We start from the raw sequence: 21,172 nt of genomic DNA, 5'->3' as shown, positions 1-21,172 counted from the left end.
TAGAAATTTTTTCTTTCTTCCAGACATCGATAATTTTTTGGCGAAAATCTACGGAATAGGGTCTCATAGGAAGCTGGCGAGTTCTATTATTTGTCTATTTGCTTTTCATTGTACCTCATAGCTCCAAGAAGTGCTATAATTCCAAATAAAACTCTAATGATTCAAGCTTAGTTTTATTAATTGTACTCATATTTGTAGCTCTTTAAAGTTAGCAAATAGTATCAATATATTTTCAATCAATACTCAGAAAATATCAATAAGAGAATCAGCTTTAAACCTTGTCGGTCAACTATCCATTCCCCTCTTCGGGCGCTCCAGGCTTCAAAGTGGGCGACAAAATGAGGTAAGGTAAAAAAGCTGTGCCTATAACCGAGACTATGAGCGTTGAATGGCAATCCGTCAAAACCTACGAGGATATTCTTTACCATAAATGGGGGGGAATCGCCAAAATTACCATCAATCGCCCCCATAAGCGTAATGCCTTCCGTCCGAAGACAGTTTTTGAGCTTTACGACGCTTTCTGTGATGCTCGCGAGGATGCCCGCATTGGGGTAGTATTGCTCACGGGTGCTGGTCCCCACAACGACGGCAAATATGCTTTTTGTTCTGGCGGCGATCAGACGGTGCGCGGTCAGGCGGGTTATATTGGCGATGATGGCGTACCCCGGCTCAATGTGCTGGATTTACAGAAATTAATTCGCTCCATCCCCAAGGTAGTTATCGCGCTGGTGGCGGGTTATGCGGTCGGGGGCGGTCATGTTTTACACTTGGTTTGTGATTTAACCTTAGCAGCGGATAACGCCGTTTTTGGTCAGACCGGTCCGAAAGTGGGTAGTTTTGACGGCGGTTTTGGCTCTAGTTATCTGGCCCGGGTAGTGGGTCAGAAAAAAGCTCGCGAGATTTGGTTTCTTTGTCGGCAGTATAACGCCCAACAAGCTTTAGAAATGGGTTTGGTTAACCATGTCGTCCCGGTAGAGGAATTAGAGCAGGAGGGGATTAAATGGTCTCTAGAAATCCTCGAAAAAAGTCCCTTGGCGATTCGCTGCCTAAAATCGGCTTTTAATGCTGATTGTGATGGTCAAGCGGGTTTACAGGAGTTAGCGGGCAATGCCACTTTACTCTACTATATGACCGCCGAAGGAGCCGAAGGTAAACAGGCTTTCCTGGAAAAACGTCCCCCCGATTTTAGTCAATATCCTTGGCTACCCTAATCAGTGAGCAGTAAACAGTGATCAGTAAACAGTGATCAGTGGGGAGTGGGGAAGTTGGGGAGAAAAAAGCTGACGGCTGATAGCTAAAAGCTTGGCTGCCGCTTCAGATTCAGGCTCGCAGGCTATCTTCTCGCTGAAATTGCTATTAAAATTTCAATGCCATATATCTTATCAATAGAATGATATTCAATCAGAAATATTGAACTTACTAAAAATTGCTTGACAGATCAAGTAAAAATACCTATCATCGTTTCACGTCAACTTACAAAAACTTCATATCAGCATGAAAAAACTCCCTGCATTAGGTGTTGCATTGGGCGTCAGTTTAGCATTGCTTAATAGTGCCAAAGCAGATGCGGCTATCGTCAGTTACGAAAGTGAGTTTTCTCGCTTTTTGCCCTCTACTTTTAAGCCTGGCGATACTTTTGATTTAAGTTTCAGAATTGATAATTCTCGAAGACCGAGACCAATTCGTATTCACAAGATCATATATATTGTTCTGACTCCTCGGGGGAAGATAATAATTACATTGTTCTTTGAAAAATTGTCATCACAATCCTCTTCTAAATTTACAACTCCCCCTGGCGCGATCCCAGCAGATGGTATTGATCTGACCTTAGCTGGTTCCAATGCTTTTGCTATAACCAATGGCTTTGTACCCTTTAACTTCAAAATTACCCGTTCAGATATACTAGCTGCCTATTTATCCTTGTCATTGGACACAGATGGTTTAGTTGCAGGGGATGGGTTTGTTGCTTCTCTTAATTTAAACGGAAAAAGCATTGGTTCACAAGTATTTAAACCTGATTTAAACGTTATAGGAAATATCGGTATCGCTTCACAAGCCTTTGAACCTAATTTAAACGCAAGAAGTATCGGTATCGCTTCACAAGCCTTTGAACCTAATTTAAACGAAATAAGTATCGGTATCAGTTCACAAGCTATACCAGAGCCTAGCACAGTGTTGGCAATTTTAACTCTTGGAGGTGCCATGGCCACATTCAAGAAAAAATCTCAGCCTTTAGGGATGAAAGATTCCCAAGATAATGCCGCCTAACGCGATTTTTCACAAGCAAGCAATGGCAGAGATGGTTAATTGCCCTCTCCCTCTCCCTTTCTGGGAGAGGGAGAGGGAGAGGGGGAGGGCGACGAATAAAGAAAAATGCTATTAATACTCCATACTCCCACTGATCAGCTATGCTAGTTTAAAGAGAGTAGTTAGGTTCGGTAGCAGCATTGGTTTCAAACAGAAGCGGTTTTTCCCTGATGGCCTTGACTGGGTTGTGTCCGATCTCCTTCTCAAAATGGCTGTGATCTTGGGAGACAATCCATGACGATTTACGTTGGTAATCTGGTTTATGAAGTCACGAAAGAGGACTTGCACGATGTATTCGCTGAATATGGCACGGTTATTCGCGTTTACTTGCCCGTAGATCGGGAAACTGGTAAAATGCGCGGTTTTGGTTTTGTGGAAATGTCCTCCGATGAGGAAGAAGCAAAAGCGATCGAAACTCTGAACGAGGCCGAATGGATGGGACGAAAGATGAGGGTCAACAAAGCCCGTCCCAAAGAAGATAATTTTGGCGGTGGTGGCGGTGGTGAGCGCAAAAACTTCGGCCGCCGCGAACGTTAAAGAGATTCTTGGAAAATTCCAGAAGCGGTTATCGGAAATAACCGCTCTCTTCTGGCCTTAAACCGCCGTTTTCCGTGACTCAAGGATGGGGTGGATGATTGTCCAGGCAAGGACGATAATTAAAGCCAAGATACCAAAACGAGCCATAGAACTAACTAACTGGTGCAAGGGGAACAAACGTCCTAAAAAGAAAGATAATGTCACCATAATCGTCGCCCACACCGTCGCCCCACCAAGATTACAGAGAAAAAAGCGACCGTAGGGCATTCGGGCAATTCCCGCCATGGGACCTGCAAAGATTCTTAACAGGGCGACGAAGCGACCGAAAAAGACCGCCCGGGGTGCATTTTTACTAAATTGATCCTTGGCTAATTCTAGTTTTTGGGGGGGAATCCGAAAGAATTTGCCAACTTTTAACAAAAACGGCCAACCCCCGGCGCGACCGAGCCAATAGCCAAAATTATCGCCTAAAACTGCTCCTGTAATTGCGCTGACTAAAACTAACCAATAATTTAAATCACCGCTGCCGGCAAGGAAGCCGCCGACAATGGTGATGGTTTCTCCCGGGATGGGAATCCCCGTATTTTCGAGGGTGATGCCGATAAATACTGCCCAGTATCCGTATTGGTGGGCGATTTCTTCAATATTTTCTAGGGATAATAGCTCTAGGGACATGGAGCGCTTTCTTAACAAAGGTTTACGAATATTCTAAGATATTTTTACAGTGTTTAACCGTGGCTGAAGATGACTTTTCCCAGTATTGATTTATTAGCAATTCGTCAGGGTCAGATAAAAGATTTAGCGGGTATGAATTTGGCAGGGGCTGATTTAGCGGGTGCAGACCTAGCAGGGGCGAATTTACGGGCAAATTTACGCGGTGCTGACCTGACAGGAGCAAATTTAAGGGGAGCAGATTTTCGGAATGCCGATTTACGCGGGGCAATTCTCCTCGATGCGATCATAACTGGGGCAAGTTTGGCCGGTGCTTTTTTAGCCGGGGCGGTTTTTAATCATCTAGATTTGTCCGGGGCGGATTTTCGCGGGGTCGATGGCCGGGGAGTGAGTTTTGTCGGGGCGATTTTAACCCAAGCGGATTTTACTAGCGCTAATCTGTCTGGGGCAGATCTATCGGCCACCGATTTAGAGGAAGCAATTTTTTTCGGGGCGGTTTTACGGGGAACAAATTTTACTGATGCCAATCTTCTTTGTGCTAGTTTAGCCTCGGCAGTAACCACGGGGGCAATTTTCGAGCGAGCTTGTTTAGAAGGGACAGGATTAACCTAAATGGCTGATAGGCCAAAAGCTGGCTCTACTGTTTTAAGGAAAACTTGCCAGTATAATTTGGGCAAATTGTGGGATAATAAGAGACTGTTTTTTAGTTAATTCTCCCCGGCCTCACTTTATATATGAATCGAGATTCTTCCCTGCTATCATCCCCCTCGGTGGCGGAATTCAAGCGCAATTCCTTTGATTTGGAGTCACATCTACAAAACTTTTTACAATTAGACCAAGAAATTTTACAAACAAAATTAGCCATAGCAAAAGATGCCTTAGCGGCCTTAGCTCATCAAGACTTTTCTTGGACAAATCCAGATTATTTCTATCAGGAAAAAGTCAAAGAAACCTATTTATTTGAATTATCCGCTTGGCATTTATCCAGTCAAGAATATATCGGGGAAACCCTGAGATTAATTGATGATTACGGTAGCGGAAAAGTCTTAGATTTTGGTGGCGGAATCGGTACTCATGCCCTAGCTGCTGCGATGAATTCTAGGGTTGAACAGGTGATCTATTGCGATCTTAATCCCCTACATCATGAATTTGTTCGCTTTCGTGCCAAGCAATTAAATCTCGATGCTAATAAGCTCTCATTCTATACAGAAATTCCCGATCAGCTAAAATTTGACACGATTATCTGTTTAGATGTCATCGAGCATTTGCCCTCACCTACAGCCCAACTTAAAAAGTTTTATGACTGGTTAAACCCGGGAGGAAAGCTAATTATTAACTGGTATTTTTTCAAAGGTTTTAATCAAGAATATCCCTTTCATCTCGACGATCCCAAAATTATTGAGAGCTTTTTTCAAACCCTACAAAAAGATTTCCTAGAGATTTTTCATCCCTATCACATTACCGTGCGCTGTTATCGAAAAAATCAAGCATTGCCCGAAGAAAATCAAACCAGAGGTTGATAGGCTGAAATCTGCCCCCCCAACCCCCCCCGACGTCGGGGGGGGTTGCCTCTTGCCTCTTGCCTGATCCCAACAAGCAATTTAAATTCTTAACAGCTTATGACCTTAGATATTATCCCCGAAGGGGAAGAACGCAAAGTAGAAGCTGTCAGTAGTGCCGCTATTGATGGGGCTCCGATCGCCTATATTGTCGTCTTAGCGGCCATTGTCACTACCCTTTCTTTTATTCCCTTCTCCATTGTCCTCGCTTCCGGCGGTAGTATGCCCCTCAGTCAAGCGGTTTTTCCCCTTTTGGGTTGGTTACTCGGCCCGATCGCTGGGGCGATCGCTAGTGGCATCGGGGCTTTAATTGGGGCTTTCCTTGCCCCCTACACGGCAGGAATCCCCGCTATTTCGGTCTTTGGGGCGATTTTGTCTAGTTTTGTGGCGGGAACAATGGTTTTCGGCAAAAAACGCCGTTATTGGTGGTTAGGATTAACGTTAATTTTTCTGATTCCCCTGTTTATCTACGCTAACCGGGCGATCGGACTGAATGGCATTTCGCCACGAGTCTTTATCGCTGGGGCTTTCGTCGATTGGTCGGCCTTGGTATTATTTATCCTACCAACCCGGACTCTGTTTACCCATTGGATCAAAGGTAGCAATTTTGCCCTAGTAGCGGCGGGAATTTTTGGGGGGACTTGGACCGCCAGCGGCCTCTCCCATTTAGGGGCCGTGGCCATTACCTACTCGATTTTTAACTGGCCCGAAGAAGTCTGGATCGCTTTAATTCCGATCATTCCCGTAGAAAATCTGATTCGTTCCTTTGTCGGTATGGTGATCGGTTGTGGTGTCATTGCCGGTTTACGGGCGATCGGTCTGGTCAAATCACGGGAGGCGATCTACTAAATAGGAAGTTTTCCTTTTGGGGATTGGGGGATCGGGTGTCGGGAGGGACGCAAGGGCAAGAATTGCCTGGTTGCGTCCCAACCTCCAGGGAAAAAAAAGAGAACTAGCGTTTTAGCCAACTCATCATCGCCCGCAGATCTTGGCCGACTTCTTCGATGGAATGTTCTGCTTCTTGACGACGCATAGCGGTGAACCCCGGTTTACCTGCTTGATTTTCGAGGACAAACTCTCTGGCAAATTGTCCCGATTGAATTTCCAGGAGGATTTTTCGCATTTCGGCCTTAGTCGCTTCCGTCACCACCCGCGGACCGCGAGTATAGTCACCGTACTCGGCTGTATTGGAAATACTATCGCGCATTTTGGCCAAACCGCCCTCGACGATCAGATCGACGATCAGTTTCACTTCGTGTAAACACTCAAAATAGGCTAATTCGGGCTGATAACCGGCTTCTACGAGGGTTTCAAAGCCGGCTTTAATTAGAGCGCTTAAACCGCCGCATAATACTGCTTGTTCGCCAAAAAGGTCGGTTTCTGTTTCCTCGCGGAAAGTGGTTTCCAAAACCCCGGCCCGAGCGCCACCGATACCTTTAGCGTAGGCCATCGCCCGATCGCGTGCTTGCCCGGTAGCATCTTGATAGACGGCAAATAAACAGGGGACTCCTTGACCTTGTTCGTAGGTGCGACGGACGAGATGGCCCGGTCCTTTGGGGGCGACCATAACCACATCGACGTTAGCCGGGGGAACCACTTGACCAAAATGAATATTAAAGCCGTGGGCAAAAGATAACACCTTGCCTGCGCTTAAATTGGGAGCAATTTCGTTGAGATAAATCGTTTTCTGCACTTCATCCGGTAAGAGGATCATGATCCAGTCGGCAATTTTAGCGGCTTCGGCCACATCATAAACCGGAATACCGGCTTCTTTGGCTTTGATGGCCGATTTACTGCCTGGATATAGACCAACAATCACATTAACGCCACTATCCTTGAGATTTAATGCGTGGGCATGACCCTGGGAACCATAACCAATAATAGCGATCGTTTTTCCCGCTAATAAATCTAAATTGGCATCCTCGTCATAGTACATTCGTGCCATTGAACTCGCTCCTTAACTTCTTTTGTCACTGTGCAAACTCCTAATTATACGGGAAAATCACGCTCGTCAGAAGCATTTGATCGCCGGTTTCCAGGAGTCAGGAAAAAATAGTGCCTAGAAAAATGGCAATTTTCTCGAGATAATTGGCTAATCTAACCAGGGATTTGCCGAAAAAGTTTTTCCTGGAGGCAGTCCCGATGAAAAAATTTTCACCCCCACAGATGAAAGAGGTTTCTTTCCCTACACCCCACACCCCACACCCGACACCTCTTTCCAGTCAGGGTGTGGAGAAGGGGTAGGGTCGTTTCATTCTCTCAAATGTCATTCTCTCAAATCCTTATCTGACAACGTTTTTAGTCGATTTCTCGGAAATATATATCTGAAAATTTTTAAAAACGCCGTGCTTTGCTTGCCTCATAAGCGATTAAAGGTAGCAAAAATAAAGAAGAGAATGGCTCTTCTCGACTTTGTGTGATAATTTTTGCTTATGTAAGGTGAAATGCTTATCGGGCAAGACTTTAATCGCTATTTGGCGGATATTCTATCAGTATAGACCTCGTTTCCACACAGAAACCAGAAGAACCAAAGAATTAGATTCGGAGAATGAATCAGCCCTAGGGAAAGGGGGGGTATGATGGCAAAATTTTGACGTGGACTTGGTTCTTTCAGCAAAATTGATTACAATATCACTATCATTAAGCACTTCCCCTTCTCCTATCCAGTTAAGATTAACCTCGATCGGAACAGAGATAATCGGGTTAATATTAGTGCAGAAATAGCGGCTCTCCTCCTCGATTTTCACCTTTTCTGGCTGATTTACCCAGTTAGGATCGTTTATAGACTGATTTACTGCCTTGATCGACCCTAGATAAAATCAGGTCAAAAAATTATTGGCTTTGTTAATCACCAATCCCCTTAGGTCTGCCCCAGAAAATCTATGGTAAGTTTTTTAAAGAAGCTATTGACAAAAAAAAATCAAGGTGTTGGGTTAGAGATTACCCCAGAACGGATTAACGTCGCTCAGATCGCCAAACAGGGACAAAATTATCAATTAGTTAAATATTGCTGGTCGGATATCCCGGAAGGCATCTTTGAGGCGGGAAAAATCGTCGATTCTCCCGCTTTAGCGGAATTAATCCAAGAAGTCCTCAAGGAAAATAAAATTAACAGCAAACGAGTCGCCACTGGTGTGCCGATGCGCGAGTCAATTATCCGGATTATCCCGATTCCCTCGGAATTGGACGATCAGGAATTGCGCGATCTGGTCTTAAATCATGAGGCTAGTTTATACCTTCCCTATCCTCGCGAGGAAGTGGATCTCGACTACCAAAAACTGGGCTACTTTCAGGATGAAGACGGGATCGAAAAAGTGCAGGTTTTGCTGGTAGCCACTCGTCGGGAGATTACCGATGCCTATATGGAAACCTTCCAACAGGCGGGATTACAGGTAGATGTGCTAGAAATTAATAGTTTTGCCCTAATTCGGACGATTCGCGAACATTTGCGACAGTTTAGTTCCAATGAAGCTGCCGTTATTGTTGATATAGAATTTGATAACACGGAAATTGCCATCGTGGTGGACGGCGTTCCCCAATTTTCCCGCACTGTCCCCATTGGCACTTTCCAGCTACAAAATGCCCTCTCTAGGGCGATGAATTTGCCCACCTCCCGCAGTCCTGAGGTGCTTTTGGGTATGACAATCCCGATTACTGCCTTTGATAGTCTGAGCAGCAATACCGGCACTTCCGGAGCGGCTACTAACGCCGGGATGACGGCACTGATGCGGGTTTTAGGGGAATTAACCGATGAATTGCGGCGATCGATTAATTTCTATCTTAACCAAAGTGATGAACTGGAAATCGTCCAGTTACTTTTAGCCGGTCCCGGGGGCGGTTTAGCACAACTAGACGAATATTTTACTCAACGTCTCAGCGTCCCCACCATGGCCATCGATCCGATCGCATCACTGAACTTAGACACAACTCAAGAGATTCCTAATACCGAAAGACCAGGATTAGGAACAGTTCTCGGTTTAGGATTACGGGAGTTATAGAGAAAAATTATGTATAGTCTTGACGTTAATTTTCTTAAGGATCGCCATCTTAACCAAACGGGCAAAGAAACCGCTGCGGCCAAGATTTCCACCACTATTAATCTGCGTAAACAAACACCCCTGTTGATCGGTGTGGGAGTGGGGGCCGGATTATTGGCACTGACGGGATCACTCGGTTTAATCGTCGGTTGGCAAACCAGCGAAACTCAGGCCAAAATTCAGCAACTGGACAGGGAATTAGGTCAACTGCAAGTCCAAAGTAAAAAGCTAGAAGACCTGAGAGCGCAATTAAAGGCGGTGGAAGGAGACAATAAAGCTCTGGTAGGTGTATTTAATCAGATTAGGCCTTGGTCAGCCATTCTCCAAGAAATTCGTCAACAAACTCCCCCTACTGTCCAGCTAACCAGTGTGCAACAGGTGGAGTTTCCCTCAGTCCGCAATCAAGGGCAACCGAATCTGGCTACGCGCTTAAAAATCAGTGGTTTTGCCAGTAATTACGAAGCAGTCAATGATTATCTCTTAACCCTACAAGCTTCTCCTTTTTTACAGGGTAGGCAAACGGTGATCGAAAGTGCTGCCCTGGCCGATTTACCCGTAGAGGTGGACAATCAGTACAAAAATATTAATGTTACTTTCCCCCAAGTGGTTCAATTTGTGATCATCGCCCAATTAAGTGATAGTCCCACCACTGAACAACTGCCCAATCTCGCCAGGAATGGAGCGATCGGAGTTATCACTAGGATTAATACTCTCAAACGCCAAGGAGCCATTCAACCATGACCTTTACCGAAGAATTTGAGGATCGGGAATTAGAGGAATTTGACGAGTATCCCGTCGCTTTCGGGATAACTTTTACTCCCCGCAATAGTGGCATCGCTGTCGCTGTGGTGGGTTTACTTGGCTCTTTCTATCTGCTTTTTAACTGGGTGATGCCCGCTTATAATGCCTTGCAACAGTTGCAAAACGATGCAGCCGACAAACAACAACAGGTAGATCAACAAAAAACCGGTCTCAGTGCCGCAGAATTCCAAAAAATAGAGAGTCAGTTGCAAGAAAAGGAAGCTATTAAAGGGCAAATACTGTCGCTTTTTGCTAAAGAAAAGGACTTAAGCACTATTCTCTTAGATATTAGTAATATCTTTAAGTCTCGCAATGTTAAGCTGATTAGTTTTCAACCCCAACGACTAGAGCCGGTGGTGGTCTCCGATGGTTCCCTCGGTAGTGCGGCTAATAATAAGCTCAAACGTCAAACTTTTAACGTCAAGATGGAGGGGAACTATACTAACACTCAAGAGGTGATTCGGGATTTAGAAAGATTACAGCCACTGATTTTGCTAAACAGTCTCAATACCCAGATGGAAAAGCAAGGAGCGGCGGTTAAAGTGGTTAGTACCGGTAACAATAAAGCCACTATCGTCCCCGAACCGGATCAACCCGTGACCACGACTTTTCTTCTCGATGTGATTATTCCTCTCAGTGCCAAAGAACTGGCGAAATTAGTACCACCCCCAGCTGCTGAAGGTAAACCCCCCGCCAAAGGTAAACCCCCCGCTAGTCCGTCCCCATAATAGTCTTCAATCCGGTGTGAGTATTGCGTTTTTTGTCCGTTGAATCCCCTAATCGTTGAGGAGTGAAGTTAAAGTGAATCCGTCCCGTTATGCCCTGTTTATCCCCCAAATTGCCTCGTTTTTATTGATGGCTCCCCTGAGCGCCCTGGCCGCAACCCCAGAATCCTTCCATGGTTCAGAATTAAAATCGGATACATCAAAAATTGAATTTTCCCAAGGGCTTAGTCAAGAAAATTTACAAAAATCGCCAAATCAGCTTGTCCCTTCCAGTGCGGCCGTAGAAAAGGAAATCAGCGATCGCATTTTAGCCAGGGAAAAACTGCTCGCCCAAAGTGCGCCCCTTGTCCCCAACCCCGAAATTATCATTCAGGGCGCACCCCAAGCCCCCGGTGTTCCCACCCTGCCTCGGGCTGTCGCCCCACCGGTGGGAGACATTGCCATCTCTAACATCGATGCTAGTGCCGAAAAGGTCAAATTCGAGCGTAATATCACTGTACCTCGTGTTTTATTGCGGGAAGCTTCCGCTAGAGAAGTGTTAATGACCCTTGCTAACTATGCCGGTTATAACGTCGTTTTCACCAGCGCCCAGGGGGAAACTAACGCCACTTCTCAGACAGTTTCCTTGGAATTTACTAACGAATCGGTGGAAAATATTTTTAACGCCGTGCTGTTAATTTCCGGACTCCAGGCCAACCGTCAGGGGACAACTATCTTTGTCGGGGCGCAATTACCCCAAGGCGCTCGTAATTTGATTAGCCGCACCCTGCGTCTCAACCAAGTTAAGGCCGTTAATGCCGCCACTTTCCTCGCCACCCAAGGGGCAGAATACCAGCGTTTAGTTACCAAAACCGAGGATATCGTCGATCCCCTCACCGGACGAGTCATCGGTCGCCGGGATGTTCCCGCCACCCTAGAGGCACTGAAACCCCAAAATACAGAAGGCTCAAGGGCTGCCCTACTTTTAACCGGTTTAAGAATTGCCGCCGATGATCGCCTTAATTCTATCAATTTAATCGGCGAAGCGCGGCAAGTCCAAATTGCCACATCTCTATTAACCCAACTGGATGCCCGTCGCCGTCAGGTGGTGGTTAATGTCAAAGTTATCGATATCAACCTACTCAATACAGACCGTTTTAACAGTAGTTTTTCCTTCGGGTTTAACGATGGTTTCTTCGTTCAAGATAACGGGGCGGCAGTGCTGAACTTTGGTAATATGAACCCACCAGGTGCCGGGACCGTAAGCAAACCGGGGGCTTTTGCACAGCCTGTTGTGCCGATTTTCGATATCATATCGGGTACGGGGACAGCAGAAATTCAACCTTTTCTTGACATTCAGAATGCACCCTTTAGCAATATTGTGCAAGGTTTTAATCAATTTAGCCAAAGTATAAGTCCTTACACCCGCCCCAGCTTTGGCCGCTTTAATAACCCTTTTCAGCCCGGATTGAGTGAATTTACACCAGGCGAGCCAGCCACGTTCAATCCCATCACCGGAGTCACTACACCTGGTAAACCAGATGTCTTCACCTACGAACCCCCGACCCTATTCCAATATCCCCAAAAATTCCTGATGACCCTGCAAGCATCAATTCAGACAGGAAATGCCAAGATTCTTACTGATCCCTCGCTGGTGGTGCAGGAAGGTCAACAGGCCACCGTTAAGCTCACCGAGAAAGTGCTAGAAAGTGTCGAGACAAAGGTAGATCCTCTCAGTGGCGAACGCACCACTGTCCCTGTACTGGCCGATGCTGGATTAACTTTAGCGGTAAACGTCGATCAGGTGGATGATAACGGTTTTATTTCCCTGTCGGTTAGCCCTACCATCGCCTCTCCGGGGTCTCCAATTCGATTTGATAGCGGTGGTCTCACGGTCAACACCCTTACCCCTCTGATTCGTCGGGAATTAACTTCTGGTTTAATTCGTCTCCGGGATGGACAGAGTTTAATTCTTTCCGGGATTATCCAAGAGCGCCAACAGAGTTCTGAGACAAAAGTGCCAGTTTTAGGCGATATTCCCATTTTAGGGGCTTTATTCCGCAGTCGTACCAATCGCAATGATCGCTCGGAGGTGATTATTCTCCTCACTCCCAAAATCATCGAAGATACGGCCACCTCTACCCTCGGCATCAACTATCAACCGGGCCAAGATGCGGCGGAAATGCTTCAGCGTCAAGGTTTCCCCGTACAACCGCGACAGTAATTAGGGTTTGCGGCAAAAAGTTTTTCGTGCGGGCAGGGTGTGGCCCCCCCAACCCCCCCGACATCGGGGGGGCAGGTGGGGTGTAGGGTTTTACCGATTTTGAGGGGGTCAATTACCTAATTTTCAGGGAAAAAGTCCCTGAATTTTCCCCCGATCACTCCCATGCCAGGTACTTTTGGATTGACAAAAAGGTCGAAGAGTCTCACCCCACAAGGTTTTTACCATTATTCAGCAAACCCCAGATAAATTGTCTGTTGATTTGTATAGATTTGTAAAATTTAATTGACATTTACCGCTATGTATGTAATGCGAATGTCTAATATCTGCACTTCCCCCGTATAAACATACTAGGGGTAAATTCGTCGGTCAGGTTGAGGCTACGAAACCCGACAGAAACCCTCAGTTGTTGGGTTTCACTTTGTTCAATCCAACCTACGCAAAAAGAGCGATAAATCCGATCAAGAGCGGGGTACAATACTCGAAAGAACGAAAGTTTCTGGTATTTTTTGAGTTATCTTTTAGAAGGCATGGTAATTTCTTTTTTACCACTAAAATAAACCGTCTCTATCCATAATTCTCTCGCTTCTTCAATATTAATCATCACTTCCTCTAAAGTTTCCCCCTGAGTAATACAACCATCTAAATCTGGAATTAACGCCGTGTATCCTCCTTCTTCTTCGGGATAAATTGAAATCGGATATTTAAGAGATAAAAAGTATTCTAATATTTGTTGTTCCATCGATAGGTCTAAATAGGTCTAACCGAGTCGCCAATTTGAGGGTTTTCAAAAGGTAACGTTTCAGATAATTCCCATACTAGCAGTTTATTTAACAACTCACGATTTATTAGCTCGGATATTGGCTTTTTATCGTTCTTAGAATTCGCTCCTACGGCTCTTGTTAAGAATTTTCCTATCAAATCGGACGGGGTTTCTTGTTCTTTAAGCAATAACTCCAGCAATCTAGATCCTTTATTATTGGTTCTATCCGATTGTAAAATCGATATTTTTTCTTGAACAAAAGTAATTGTCCCCGTCCCTCTCACTAAGTCAAGATAGCCTAAAGACTCACCAGTCTGAGGATCTGTTATTTCTTCTTCGCTGGTATTGTAAACTAACATTCTTTGACCTTCTCGAATTCCACTAATTTCACCTCTATTGATCACTAATTTATAGTCGTCAATAACTTTGACAACTTTGGCGGGAAAGGTTCCTTTAGGAGATAAAAGGTGAGTTTCTGTGACGTTTTCCATAATGATTTATCTTTGGTATAAATCTGGTTAATATTAAATATTATCGCTCTTAGGGCGCAATAGCTATAATTTAAACTTATATTTGTCAAGATTTAATGATAAGGTCGGTCAATTGCCTTGATCATTAATAGTACGAATGTAGTGGCTATGTGTTGTAACTGTAAAAAATGGGTTAAGTGTGATAATTTCTTATAAATTCAAAAAATTGGTATGATAAAATGCTAGAATCAGGGGGTAGACATAACTTAAACGAGGGTGTTATGGTAAAAAAATACTATCGTGACATTTCTTCCCAAAATTACTCTATTCCTAGACGGTACTTTATGGATGGTCTGGTCTCTGTTCTAGATATAGGGGGGACTTATCGTGCCAATCTAGATTATCGTTGTCGTGTTCGTGCGGGCAAAAAAGTAGTAAATTAGTAGGTCGGGTTGAGGCTACGAAACCCGACAAGCCGACAGAAACCCTCTTAATCCTTTTTTTGCTGAATAAAATGCACAACCGGACTAATTTTTGATTATAACGATTAAATAGGCTTGACTAGATCGCCAACTTGAGGATTTTCAAACGGTAGTCTTTCTCCTAATTTATCAATCATTGATTTTAACTCTCTTTCTCTATTTGATTGTAACTCTTTCTTTGCTAAGTATTCAATTCCAGAAGGAGTCAAGGGAGGGATATAAGATAATTCAGACAAGTCTCTAGGTTGCAGCAAATGATATTCTCTGATCAAATAATAAAGTTTATTTAAATCTATGTCTGGCTTTTTGTCTGATTCTATAATAGATATTTTATCTTGAACAAAAATAATTCTTCCCGTACCTCTTACTAATTCGAGAAACCCTAAAGATTCTCCCGTATTAGGGTCTATAATTTCTTCCTCACTTATCCCGTATATCAATACTCGGCGACCCACTTGAATTCTATTTCGTTCGCCTCGATTCATGACTAATCGATACGGATCAAGGATATTAACTATCTGGGCGGGGAATGTACCTTTAGGCGATAATAATGTCGTTTCAGTTAGGTTTTCCATGTTTCTTCTAGGGTTGACCGGTATTGAAATTTCTAGGAATGCTAGGCTTGATGATTATTTTTTCAATTAATTTGGGATCGTTTCCATCTAGGGCATCGATAATATTTTGATAGTTAGGATACGGCTGATTTAGAATAGCTTGTATTTTTCCATCATTTTGGATCACGTTTACGAAACCTATTGCAATTAAATTTTCAAACCCGTCATCATCCGTGTAGTAGAAAGAAATATAGATATTATCCGCGAATAAATCTGATGCTTCCAGTAAGCATAGAATATTATTATTTGCATGCTTTTGAACTCTTAGAATTTTAGGGATAATGCGCCGTTTAATTTCAGTCTCTAGCTTTTGGTTTACCTCCTGAAGTTGCTTAACTTCTGCCTCTAATTTTTGTTTCTGTCTAAGAAGTGTGTTGACAGCGCTTAACAAAGTAGCGATTAACAGCAAGGTGAAGAAACTGACAACAATTACTATATCTAGAGGAATAGAAGTATTGAAGGGATAACGAATTAAAGCAATACCTCCTAAAAATCCAAGAAGACCGAGTAAAACCCCTTGAATTTCGTTAAAACTAGACCAGATTAACCCCCAAAAGTTATTTTTCATGTTTGTTCAAAACTCAAGAGACCGGTGATTAGCCAGTCTCTCAAGTCTTATCTATCTATTCTACTCGATTCCTTCGATACGGTCCTCCACTTCTTGATAAAGTTCCTGTAAGCGGTCTAAATTCTCTTGAGAAGTTTCCCAGTAACCGCGACCATTAACTTCTAGCAGGGTTCCCACCATCTTGCGGAAAGAATTAGGATTGAGATTCATCAGACGCTGACACATTTCCTCATCTTGAATAAAAGTGGTGTTGACATCTTCATAAACCCAATTATCCACCGCGTCAGCAGTTGCAGACCAACCCATGGTATTAACCAAACGCTTCGATAATTCTCGGACTCCTTCGTAACCGTGACTTAACATTCCCTCGTACCATTTGGGATTGAGTAACTTGGTGCGGGTATCCAAGCGCACGGTTTCCGATAAAGTACGCACCTGAGCATTAGCGGTGGTAGTATCGGCAATATAGGCCGCCGGTTTTTTGCCATCATCCCGTAAACTAGCGACAACTTTGGTGGGATCCGAGTCGAAATAGTGGGAAACATCGGTTAAACTAATCTCGCTAGAATCCAAGTTTTGGAAAGTCGCTTCCGCAGTTTTTAAGGATGCTTCAAACAACTGACGATTATCGGCCATCATCCCGGGGTTATCGGAGTCGAAAGCAAAACCCTTGCGGTTGAGATACATATTCTGTAACTCTTTTTCATCTTCCCAACTGCTATTTTCCACCGCGAGATTGATGTTAGAAGAATAGGAACCGGAAGCATTAGAAAAGATGCGGGTGGCTGCCTGTCGAACCGTTAAACCCATTTCTTTTGCTTGTTCCATAGCGTGTTTACGGACATAATTCATCTCCATCGGTTCATTTGCTTCCGCGGCCATTTTTACCCCTTGGTCAAGCAAGTTCATCTGATTGATAAATAAATCCCGGAAGACACCAGAACAGTTGACCACCACATCAATGCGCGGTCTTCCTAATTCCTCTAGGGGAATCAATTCCAATTTATTCACCCGTCCCAAAGCATCGGGAACAGGACGAACCCCCACCATCCAGAGAATTTGTGCTAGGGATTCCCCATAAGTTTTGATATTATCAGTTCCCCAGAGAACACAAGCGATGGTTTCAGGATATTTACCGCCATTATCCAGTTTTTGCCGTTCTAACAGGCGATCCACCACGATTTTAGCCGATTTTACCGCCGCTAGGGTCGGGATAGACTGGGGGTCTAAAGCGTGGATATTTTTACCCGTCGGTAAAACTCCGGGGTTACGGATGGGGTCGCCACCGGGACCGGGAAGAACATATTCTCCTTCTAATGCTTTTAATAGGGACCCTAATTCATTATCGGCACAGACCTGTTCTAAACAGAATTCTAGGTATTCAAACAGGGGTTTTAACGCGACCGGATCGACTTTTGGATAACCCATCTCCTGTAAAGTTTCGATCCAAGGCGATTTCTTGCCTATATTCAAGAAATTCAGCTTAGAAAGCATCGATACCCGACCTTCCGCGTCGGTTTGGGACTTGACTAAAGTTGCGACGGCAGCGCGAGTCGCTAGGGTGATGTTTTGCAGTAATTCCACATCCTCTAACACACCTCGATCGCTATTGCGATAAACTTCCTCTAGATCCCGGCCGATGCTGTTGGCAATAATTCGGGGTAAGGAAAGTAAATCGTCCTCTTCCCGGTCTAAACTGGCAATATTGACCAAAGTTGCCACCGCTTCGAGCGCCGAGGGGGGTTTCCCAATAACGTGAAGTCCGCAGGGAAGTAAGCGCGATTCAATTTCCATCAGTTTACGATAGACCGAACCGACGATATTATCCCGTTCCTCTTGACTGAGATGGGCAGTATCACCATCAGGTAAACTTATATCTTTGTCGAGATTGACTAAGCGACATTTATCAACAATAGTATTGACAATTTGCACCCCACGCCCACTATCTTTCAGGGTTTGGTAGGAACCGATCAACTCGCTCAGTTCTTTTAACCCTTTGTAAAGTCCAGCATTTTCTGCGGGGGGAGTGAGATAAGAGATGGTTTCCGCATAACTGCGACGTTTAGCGATCGTCGCTTCGCTCGGATTATTAGCGGCATAATAGTAGAGATTGGGAATCATTCCGATGAGGTTATCCGGGTAGCATTCCCCAGACATTCCCATCTGTTTCCCCGGCATAAATTCTAGAGAACCGTGGGTGCCAAAATGGAGAACCGCGTCTGCTTTCCAGACTTGATTGAGATAGGTATAGTAGGCCGCAAAACCGTGGTGGGGACTAGCAGAACGAGAAAAGAGCAGACGCATCGGATCCCCTTCATAACCGAAGGTGGGTTGAACCCCGATAAAGACATTACCGAATTCTTTCCCGTAGATTAATAGATTTTGTCCATCACTGTTGAGATGTCCAGGTGGTGGTCCCCAATTTTCCTCCAAACGGACGGAATAGGGGGTTAAACGTTCGTATTCAGGTACAGACATCCGATAGGCGATATTTAGCTCCGGACTATGGTACTGTGCGGTGGCATCATGGATTACCGCTTCCATCAGTTCTCGGGGAGATGCGGGTAAGTCCTGCAAGTCATAACCATTATTTTGTAACGCTTGCATCACTTCGTAGATAGAACCGAACACATCTAGATAGGCTGCGGTTCCCACATTCCCTTTATCGGGGGGGAAACTAAAGACGGTGATGGCGACTTTTTTGTTTAGTTTCGGTTTCTTTCTTAGGTTAGCCCATTTTAGCGCCCGTTGAGCGATCGCTTCCACCCGGTCCTGTAAAGCGATCGCTTTACCCGTAGCCCCATCCCGGCCTGATAATATAATAGGTTCGATCGCACCGTCTAATTCCGGAATAGCAATCTGTAGCGCCACTTGAATCGGGTGTAAACCTAAATCGCTTTCTTCCCATTCCTGAGTGGTTTGGAAAACTAGCGGTAACGCGCACATATAGGGACGATTGAGACGTTTTAAGGATTCTATCGCTTTCGGATGATCTTGTCGCGCTGGACCTCCCACTAAAGCAAATCCCGTCAGGGAAATTACCGTATCAACGATGGCAACCGCTTCTACTCCTTTTAAGCTTTTATCCCAGAAGTATTCTTCTACGGGTTTGGAAAAGTCTAATCCTCCAGCAAAAACGGGAAGGACTCGCGCACCCATAGACTCGAATTCCTGCACGAGAGCGACATAATGAGCGTCATCACCAGTAACGAGGTGAGTTCTCTGTAAAATTAAGCCAACACAGGGAGCTAAGGGGTCTTTGAGGTCATCGGCAATATCACTGCGGTTATTGTACCAAGCGAAGTATTCCTTGACATCCTCGAACATTTTCATGGATAAAGGATGCCAGATACCCAGATCTGGATAAACTACCGGTTCTTTGTAAACTACACTGTCATCCTTGTTATCAAAGACGTACTTATCGGCCAACATTAACAGGAAATTCTCTAAATTTTCTGCCGAACCCCCTAGCCAATACTGGAAACTTAACATAAAGTTGCGTGCGTCCTGAGCTTTTTCCATGGGGAGGTATTTCAGGACTTGCGGTAAAGTTCGCAATAACTTTAACATCGCATCTTGGAAACCAGCGCCAGAGTTTGACCTGCGCTTTTTCATAAAATTAGCGATGACACTCTTAGACTGTCCCAATTGGGCCATGGAAAAGCTGCCTAATTTATTTAAGCGCATTACCTGGGGCATAGAGGGAAAGACGATCGCTGCGTCTAATTTATCCCGATGGGGACTGACAGCGGCCACAACTTTATCGGCTAAATCTTCGATAAAGATGAGAGAAGCAATGAAAATATTAGCTTTGGCTACATCCTCTTGAAAATTGCGATAATTTTCCCCATCGCGCAGTTCTTCGATTAAATAACCACTAATTTCGATCGCTAGTTTCCGGTTGTTAGCGTTGATTTCCCTGACCGCACTACTCAGCGCACTTTGGTACTGAGGTTCTAGCACGACATAGACCACCTTGACCAGCGATCGACCATTCAACGCGTCGGGAACTATGTGACGAATGGTGGACTTGACGTGAGTGAACATATATGATGGTTCTCCTTAGGATTGCTGAGTCTGGTATGAAGTGATTTTCGTCATCAGATGACGATCGCCCTTTGTTTAAGGTATTTAGATATATATGTTTCTGTTTTGTATCAGAAAATGTCACCCCAATGAGCATTTACTCTGGGTTTTGACACAATTTGATAAATATCTTGCCATATTTTGTAACAGATGGTAAAGAGCTTTCTGAGTAACTGCTCAGGCTTTTCTTTACAAAAATTAATATTTAATCTATTGACTTTTTTAATAAAAAGTGGTAACAAATAGCAACTCGGAGGAGATGTCCCTGTTCAAAGATGATCAGGGTTAGGATCTGATAATTCTCTGTAATTAATTAAATTATATTAATTTTCTTGAAAATACTTGACATTACCCCCCCCTATGTTATTTTTCGCAACTGATAATGTTTTTTTCTTTGTTTTGTATGTCCTTAAAAACCTCTGTAGCTGTTGCCGCTACCGCCATCGGTTTAAGTACTCTTTCCTTGGCTGCCCAAGCCGCTACCGTTCGTGTTCCTTTGACCTACGGTTCTGCGGGAACTGGTTATTTTGACATCGATGATAGTTTGTTAGCACCGAATACAAATATCAATTTTCCTGGTAACGTCAATGGCCTGCAAGGGTTTTCCCTCACCTTTACGGGTTTAGCCTCTAGTCCCTCGACAACCACCTTTACCCTAGCTAATTTAAACGATTGGGCCTTTCGCACCGACGGGACAGGAACAATTATTGATGCTAACTTTCGGAGCAGTGTCAATGCTGATGGTTATAAATTAGAGCCTCTTGGCGCTTTATACGCTGGGCTTATAGACCCCCTATCAGGTGTATCAGAGTATGACATCACGCTGGGTACTCCCGGTCCGGTACCGGTACAATCCACCCCTGAACCGGGTGGCGTTGTGGCCCTATTGGGGTTAGGGTTGGGTGCCTTGGCTTCTAGAGGTAAGAAACGGGGTTAATGAGAGGTGAGGGTGCAAGCAGTTCGATAAACTCACTGACCACCTTGCACCCCTAGAGGGTTTCATCGGGATTAATGCCTAATTCTCTTAATCTTGCCGTTAATTGCTCAATTTTTTGTAAAGCCAGTTCTTTTTGTTGTCTTTCATGTTCCTTTTGCTGTAAAGCCAGTTCTTTTTGTTGACGTTCAGATTCTTTCGCGTGTTTCTCCAGAATAGCGGCTTCGACCGGTGTTGGGATTAACTGACCTTTAGGACTAAAATAACGGAATTTATCGGGAGCATCTCACCTTTGCAATGAGCATAAATACTTAGTGGAAAAATAGGCTTTTCGAGGGTAATTCTTGTTTTAATTCTCCATGTACGCAGTCTTTAAAAGCCTCTATTTCGTTCCAAGACACGATTAAGAGTGGCTTT

Annotated in this window: 18 protein-coding genes and 1 pseudogene; 11 read left to right on the top strand and 8 right to left on the bottom strand. The window is 44.4% G+C overall.

The window, feature by feature from the left end:
• Positions 1-377 precede the first annotated feature (377 nt).
• The 3 genes from menB (at position 378) to ACE1AQ_RS12970 (ending at position 2,844) form a co-directional block, all read left to right on the top strand.
• Positions 378-1,211, top strand: a complete 834-nt coding sequence (gene menB, locus ACE1AQ_RS12980; RefSeq protein ID WP_008196637.1) for a 1,4-dihydroxy-2-naphthoyl-CoA synthase — start codon at positions 378-380, stop codon at positions 1,209-1,211.
• Between the two features lie 283 nt (positions 1,212-1,494).
• Entirely contained in the window at positions 1,495-2,268 is a 774-nt protein-coding gene (locus ACE1AQ_RS12975) for a PEP-CTERM sorting domain-containing protein (RefSeq protein ID WP_008196640.1), read from the top strand.
• Between the two features lie 273 nt (positions 2,269-2,541).
• Positions 2,542-2,844, top strand: a complete 303-nt coding sequence (locus ACE1AQ_RS12970) for an RNA-binding protein (RefSeq protein ID WP_008196662.1) — start codon at positions 2,542-2,544, stop codon at positions 2,842-2,844.
• Between the two features lie 57 nt (positions 2,845-2,901).
• Here the strand turns inward: ACE1AQ_RS12970 and ACE1AQ_RS12965 are convergent, their stop codons facing one another.
• Entirely contained in the window at positions 2,902-3,519 is a 618-nt protein-coding gene (locus tag ACE1AQ_RS12965; RefSeq protein ID WP_002734739.1) for a DedA family protein, read from the bottom strand.
• A 69-nt stretch (positions 3,520-3,588) separates the two neighbouring features.
• Between ACE1AQ_RS12965 and ACE1AQ_RS12960 the strand changes: the two genes are divergently transcribed.
• The 3 genes from ACE1AQ_RS12960 to ACE1AQ_RS12950 all read left to right on the top strand — a co-directional run bounded on the left by ACE1AQ_RS12960 (position 3,589) and on the right by ACE1AQ_RS12950 (position 5,924).
• Positions 3,589-4,128 (top strand): pentapeptide repeat-containing protein, encoded by a 540-nt coding sequence (locus ACE1AQ_RS12960; protein ID WP_008196668.1) that lies wholly within the window; start codon positions 3,589-3,591, stop codon positions 4,126-4,128.
• A 122-nt stretch (positions 4,129-4,250) separates the two neighbouring features.
• Positions 4,251-5,036: a bifunctional 2-polyprenyl-6-hydroxyphenol methylase/3-demethylubiquinol 3-O-methyltransferase UbiG gene (locus tag ACE1AQ_RS12955; protein ID WP_008196670.1), complete on the top strand. Its 786-nt coding sequence runs from the start codon at positions 4,251-4,253 to the stop codon at positions 5,034-5,036.
• A 99-nt stretch (positions 5,037-5,135) separates the two neighbouring features.
• Positions 5,136-5,924 (top strand): hypothetical protein, encoded by a 789-nt coding sequence (locus ACE1AQ_RS12950; protein ID WP_008196672.1) that lies wholly within the window; start codon positions 5,136-5,138, stop codon positions 5,922-5,924.
• 103 nt (positions 5,925-6,027) lie between these two features.
• On the opposite strand, the gene ilvC is transcribed toward ACE1AQ_RS12950, so the two are convergent.
• Complete coding sequence (gene ilvC, locus ACE1AQ_RS12945) at positions 6,028-7,020, bottom strand: ketol-acid reductoisomerase (protein WP_008196674.1); 993 nt, start codon at positions 7,018-7,020, stop codon at positions 6,028-6,030.
• A 937-nt stretch (positions 7,021-7,957) separates the two neighbouring features.
• Here ilvC and pilM point away from each other — a divergent pair.
• From pilM to ACE1AQ_RS12925, 4 genes are all read left to right on the top strand, one after another.
• Complete coding sequence (pilM, locus tag ACE1AQ_RS12940) at positions 7,958-9,073, top strand: type IV pilus assembly protein PilM (protein ID WP_008196678.1); 1,116 nt, start codon at positions 7,958-7,960, stop codon at positions 9,071-9,073.
• Between the two features lie 9 nt (positions 9,074-9,082).
• Positions 9,083-9,853 carry a PilN domain-containing protein gene (locus ACE1AQ_RS12935; protein ID WP_008196679.1) on the top strand — a complete coding sequence of 257 codons (771 nt, stop codon included), beginning with the start codon at positions 9,083-9,085 and terminating at the stop codon, positions 9,851-9,853.
• On the top strand, positions 9,850-10,641 hold the full coding sequence (locus ACE1AQ_RS12930; protein ID WP_374808537.1) for a pilus assembly protein: 792 nt from the start codon (positions 9,850-9,852) through the stop codon (positions 10,639-10,641). Before ACE1AQ_RS12935 ends, ACE1AQ_RS12930 begins: the two co-directional genes overlap by 4 nt.
• A gap of 73 nt (positions 10,642-10,714) precedes the next feature.
• The gene (locus ACE1AQ_RS12925; protein WP_106909525.1) at positions 10,715-12,841 is read left to right on the top strand and encodes a secretin N-terminal domain-containing protein; all 2,127 of its coding nucleotides are present in this window, start codon (positions 10,715-10,717) and stop codon (positions 12,839-12,841) included.
• 511 nt (positions 12,842-13,352) lie between these two features.
• On the opposite strand, the gene ACE1AQ_RS12920 is transcribed toward ACE1AQ_RS12925, so the two are convergent.
• The 5 genes from ACE1AQ_RS12920 to ACE1AQ_RS12900 all read right to left on the bottom strand — a co-directional run bounded on the left by ACE1AQ_RS12920 (position 13,353) and on the right by ACE1AQ_RS12900 (position 19,782).
• Entirely contained in the window at positions 13,353-13,580 is a 228-nt protein-coding gene (locus tag ACE1AQ_RS12920) for a type II toxin-antitoxin system HicB family antitoxin (protein WP_008196685.1), read from the bottom strand.
• Positions 13,581-13,588: 8 nt separating this feature from the next.
• Positions 13,589-14,092, bottom strand: coding sequence for a hypothetical protein (locus tag ACE1AQ_RS12915; protein WP_110544076.1), 504 nt, complete (start codon positions 14,090-14,092; stop codon positions 13,589-13,591).
• A gap of 526 nt (positions 14,093-14,618) precedes the next feature.
• Complete coding sequence (locus ACE1AQ_RS12910) at positions 14,619-15,128, bottom strand: hypothetical protein (protein WP_110544080.1); 510 nt, start codon at positions 15,126-15,128, stop codon at positions 14,619-14,621.
• Between the two features lie 7 nt (positions 15,129-15,135).
• Positions 15,136-15,735 carry a bZIP transcription factor gene (locus ACE1AQ_RS12905; protein ID WP_110544082.1) on the bottom strand — a complete coding sequence of 200 codons (600 nt, stop codon included), beginning with the start codon at positions 15,733-15,735 and terminating at the stop codon, positions 15,136-15,138.
• A gap of 60 nt (positions 15,736-15,795) precedes the next feature.
• Positions 15,796-19,782, bottom strand: coding sequence for a magnesium chelatase subunit H (locus ACE1AQ_RS12900; protein WP_110544085.1), 3,987 nt, complete (start codon positions 19,780-19,782; stop codon positions 15,796-15,798).
• A gap of 442 nt (positions 19,783-20,224) precedes the next feature.
• On the opposite strand from ACE1AQ_RS12900, the gene ACE1AQ_RS12895 reads away from it, so the two are divergent.
• On the top strand, positions 20,225-20,758 hold the full coding sequence (locus tag ACE1AQ_RS12895) for a PEP-CTERM domain protein (protein WP_039899372.1): 534 nt from the start codon (positions 20,225-20,227) through the stop codon (positions 20,756-20,758).
• Positions 20,759-20,810: 52 nt separating this feature from the next.
• On the opposite strand, the pseudogene ACE1AQ_RS12890 reads toward ACE1AQ_RS12895, so the two are convergent.
• Positions 20,811-21,032: pseudogene (locus ACE1AQ_RS12890) on the bottom strand (Uma2 family endonuclease); the annotation flags it as partial.
• Positions 21,033-21,172 lie beyond the last annotated feature (140 nt).

This window comes from Microcystis sp. BLCC-F209 (genome assembly GCF_041928595.1).
GTDB lineage: Bacteria > Cyanobacteriota > Cyanobacteriia > Cyanobacteriales > Microcystaceae > Microcystis.
This window is presented reverse-complemented; position numbering and strand designations above follow the sequence as displayed.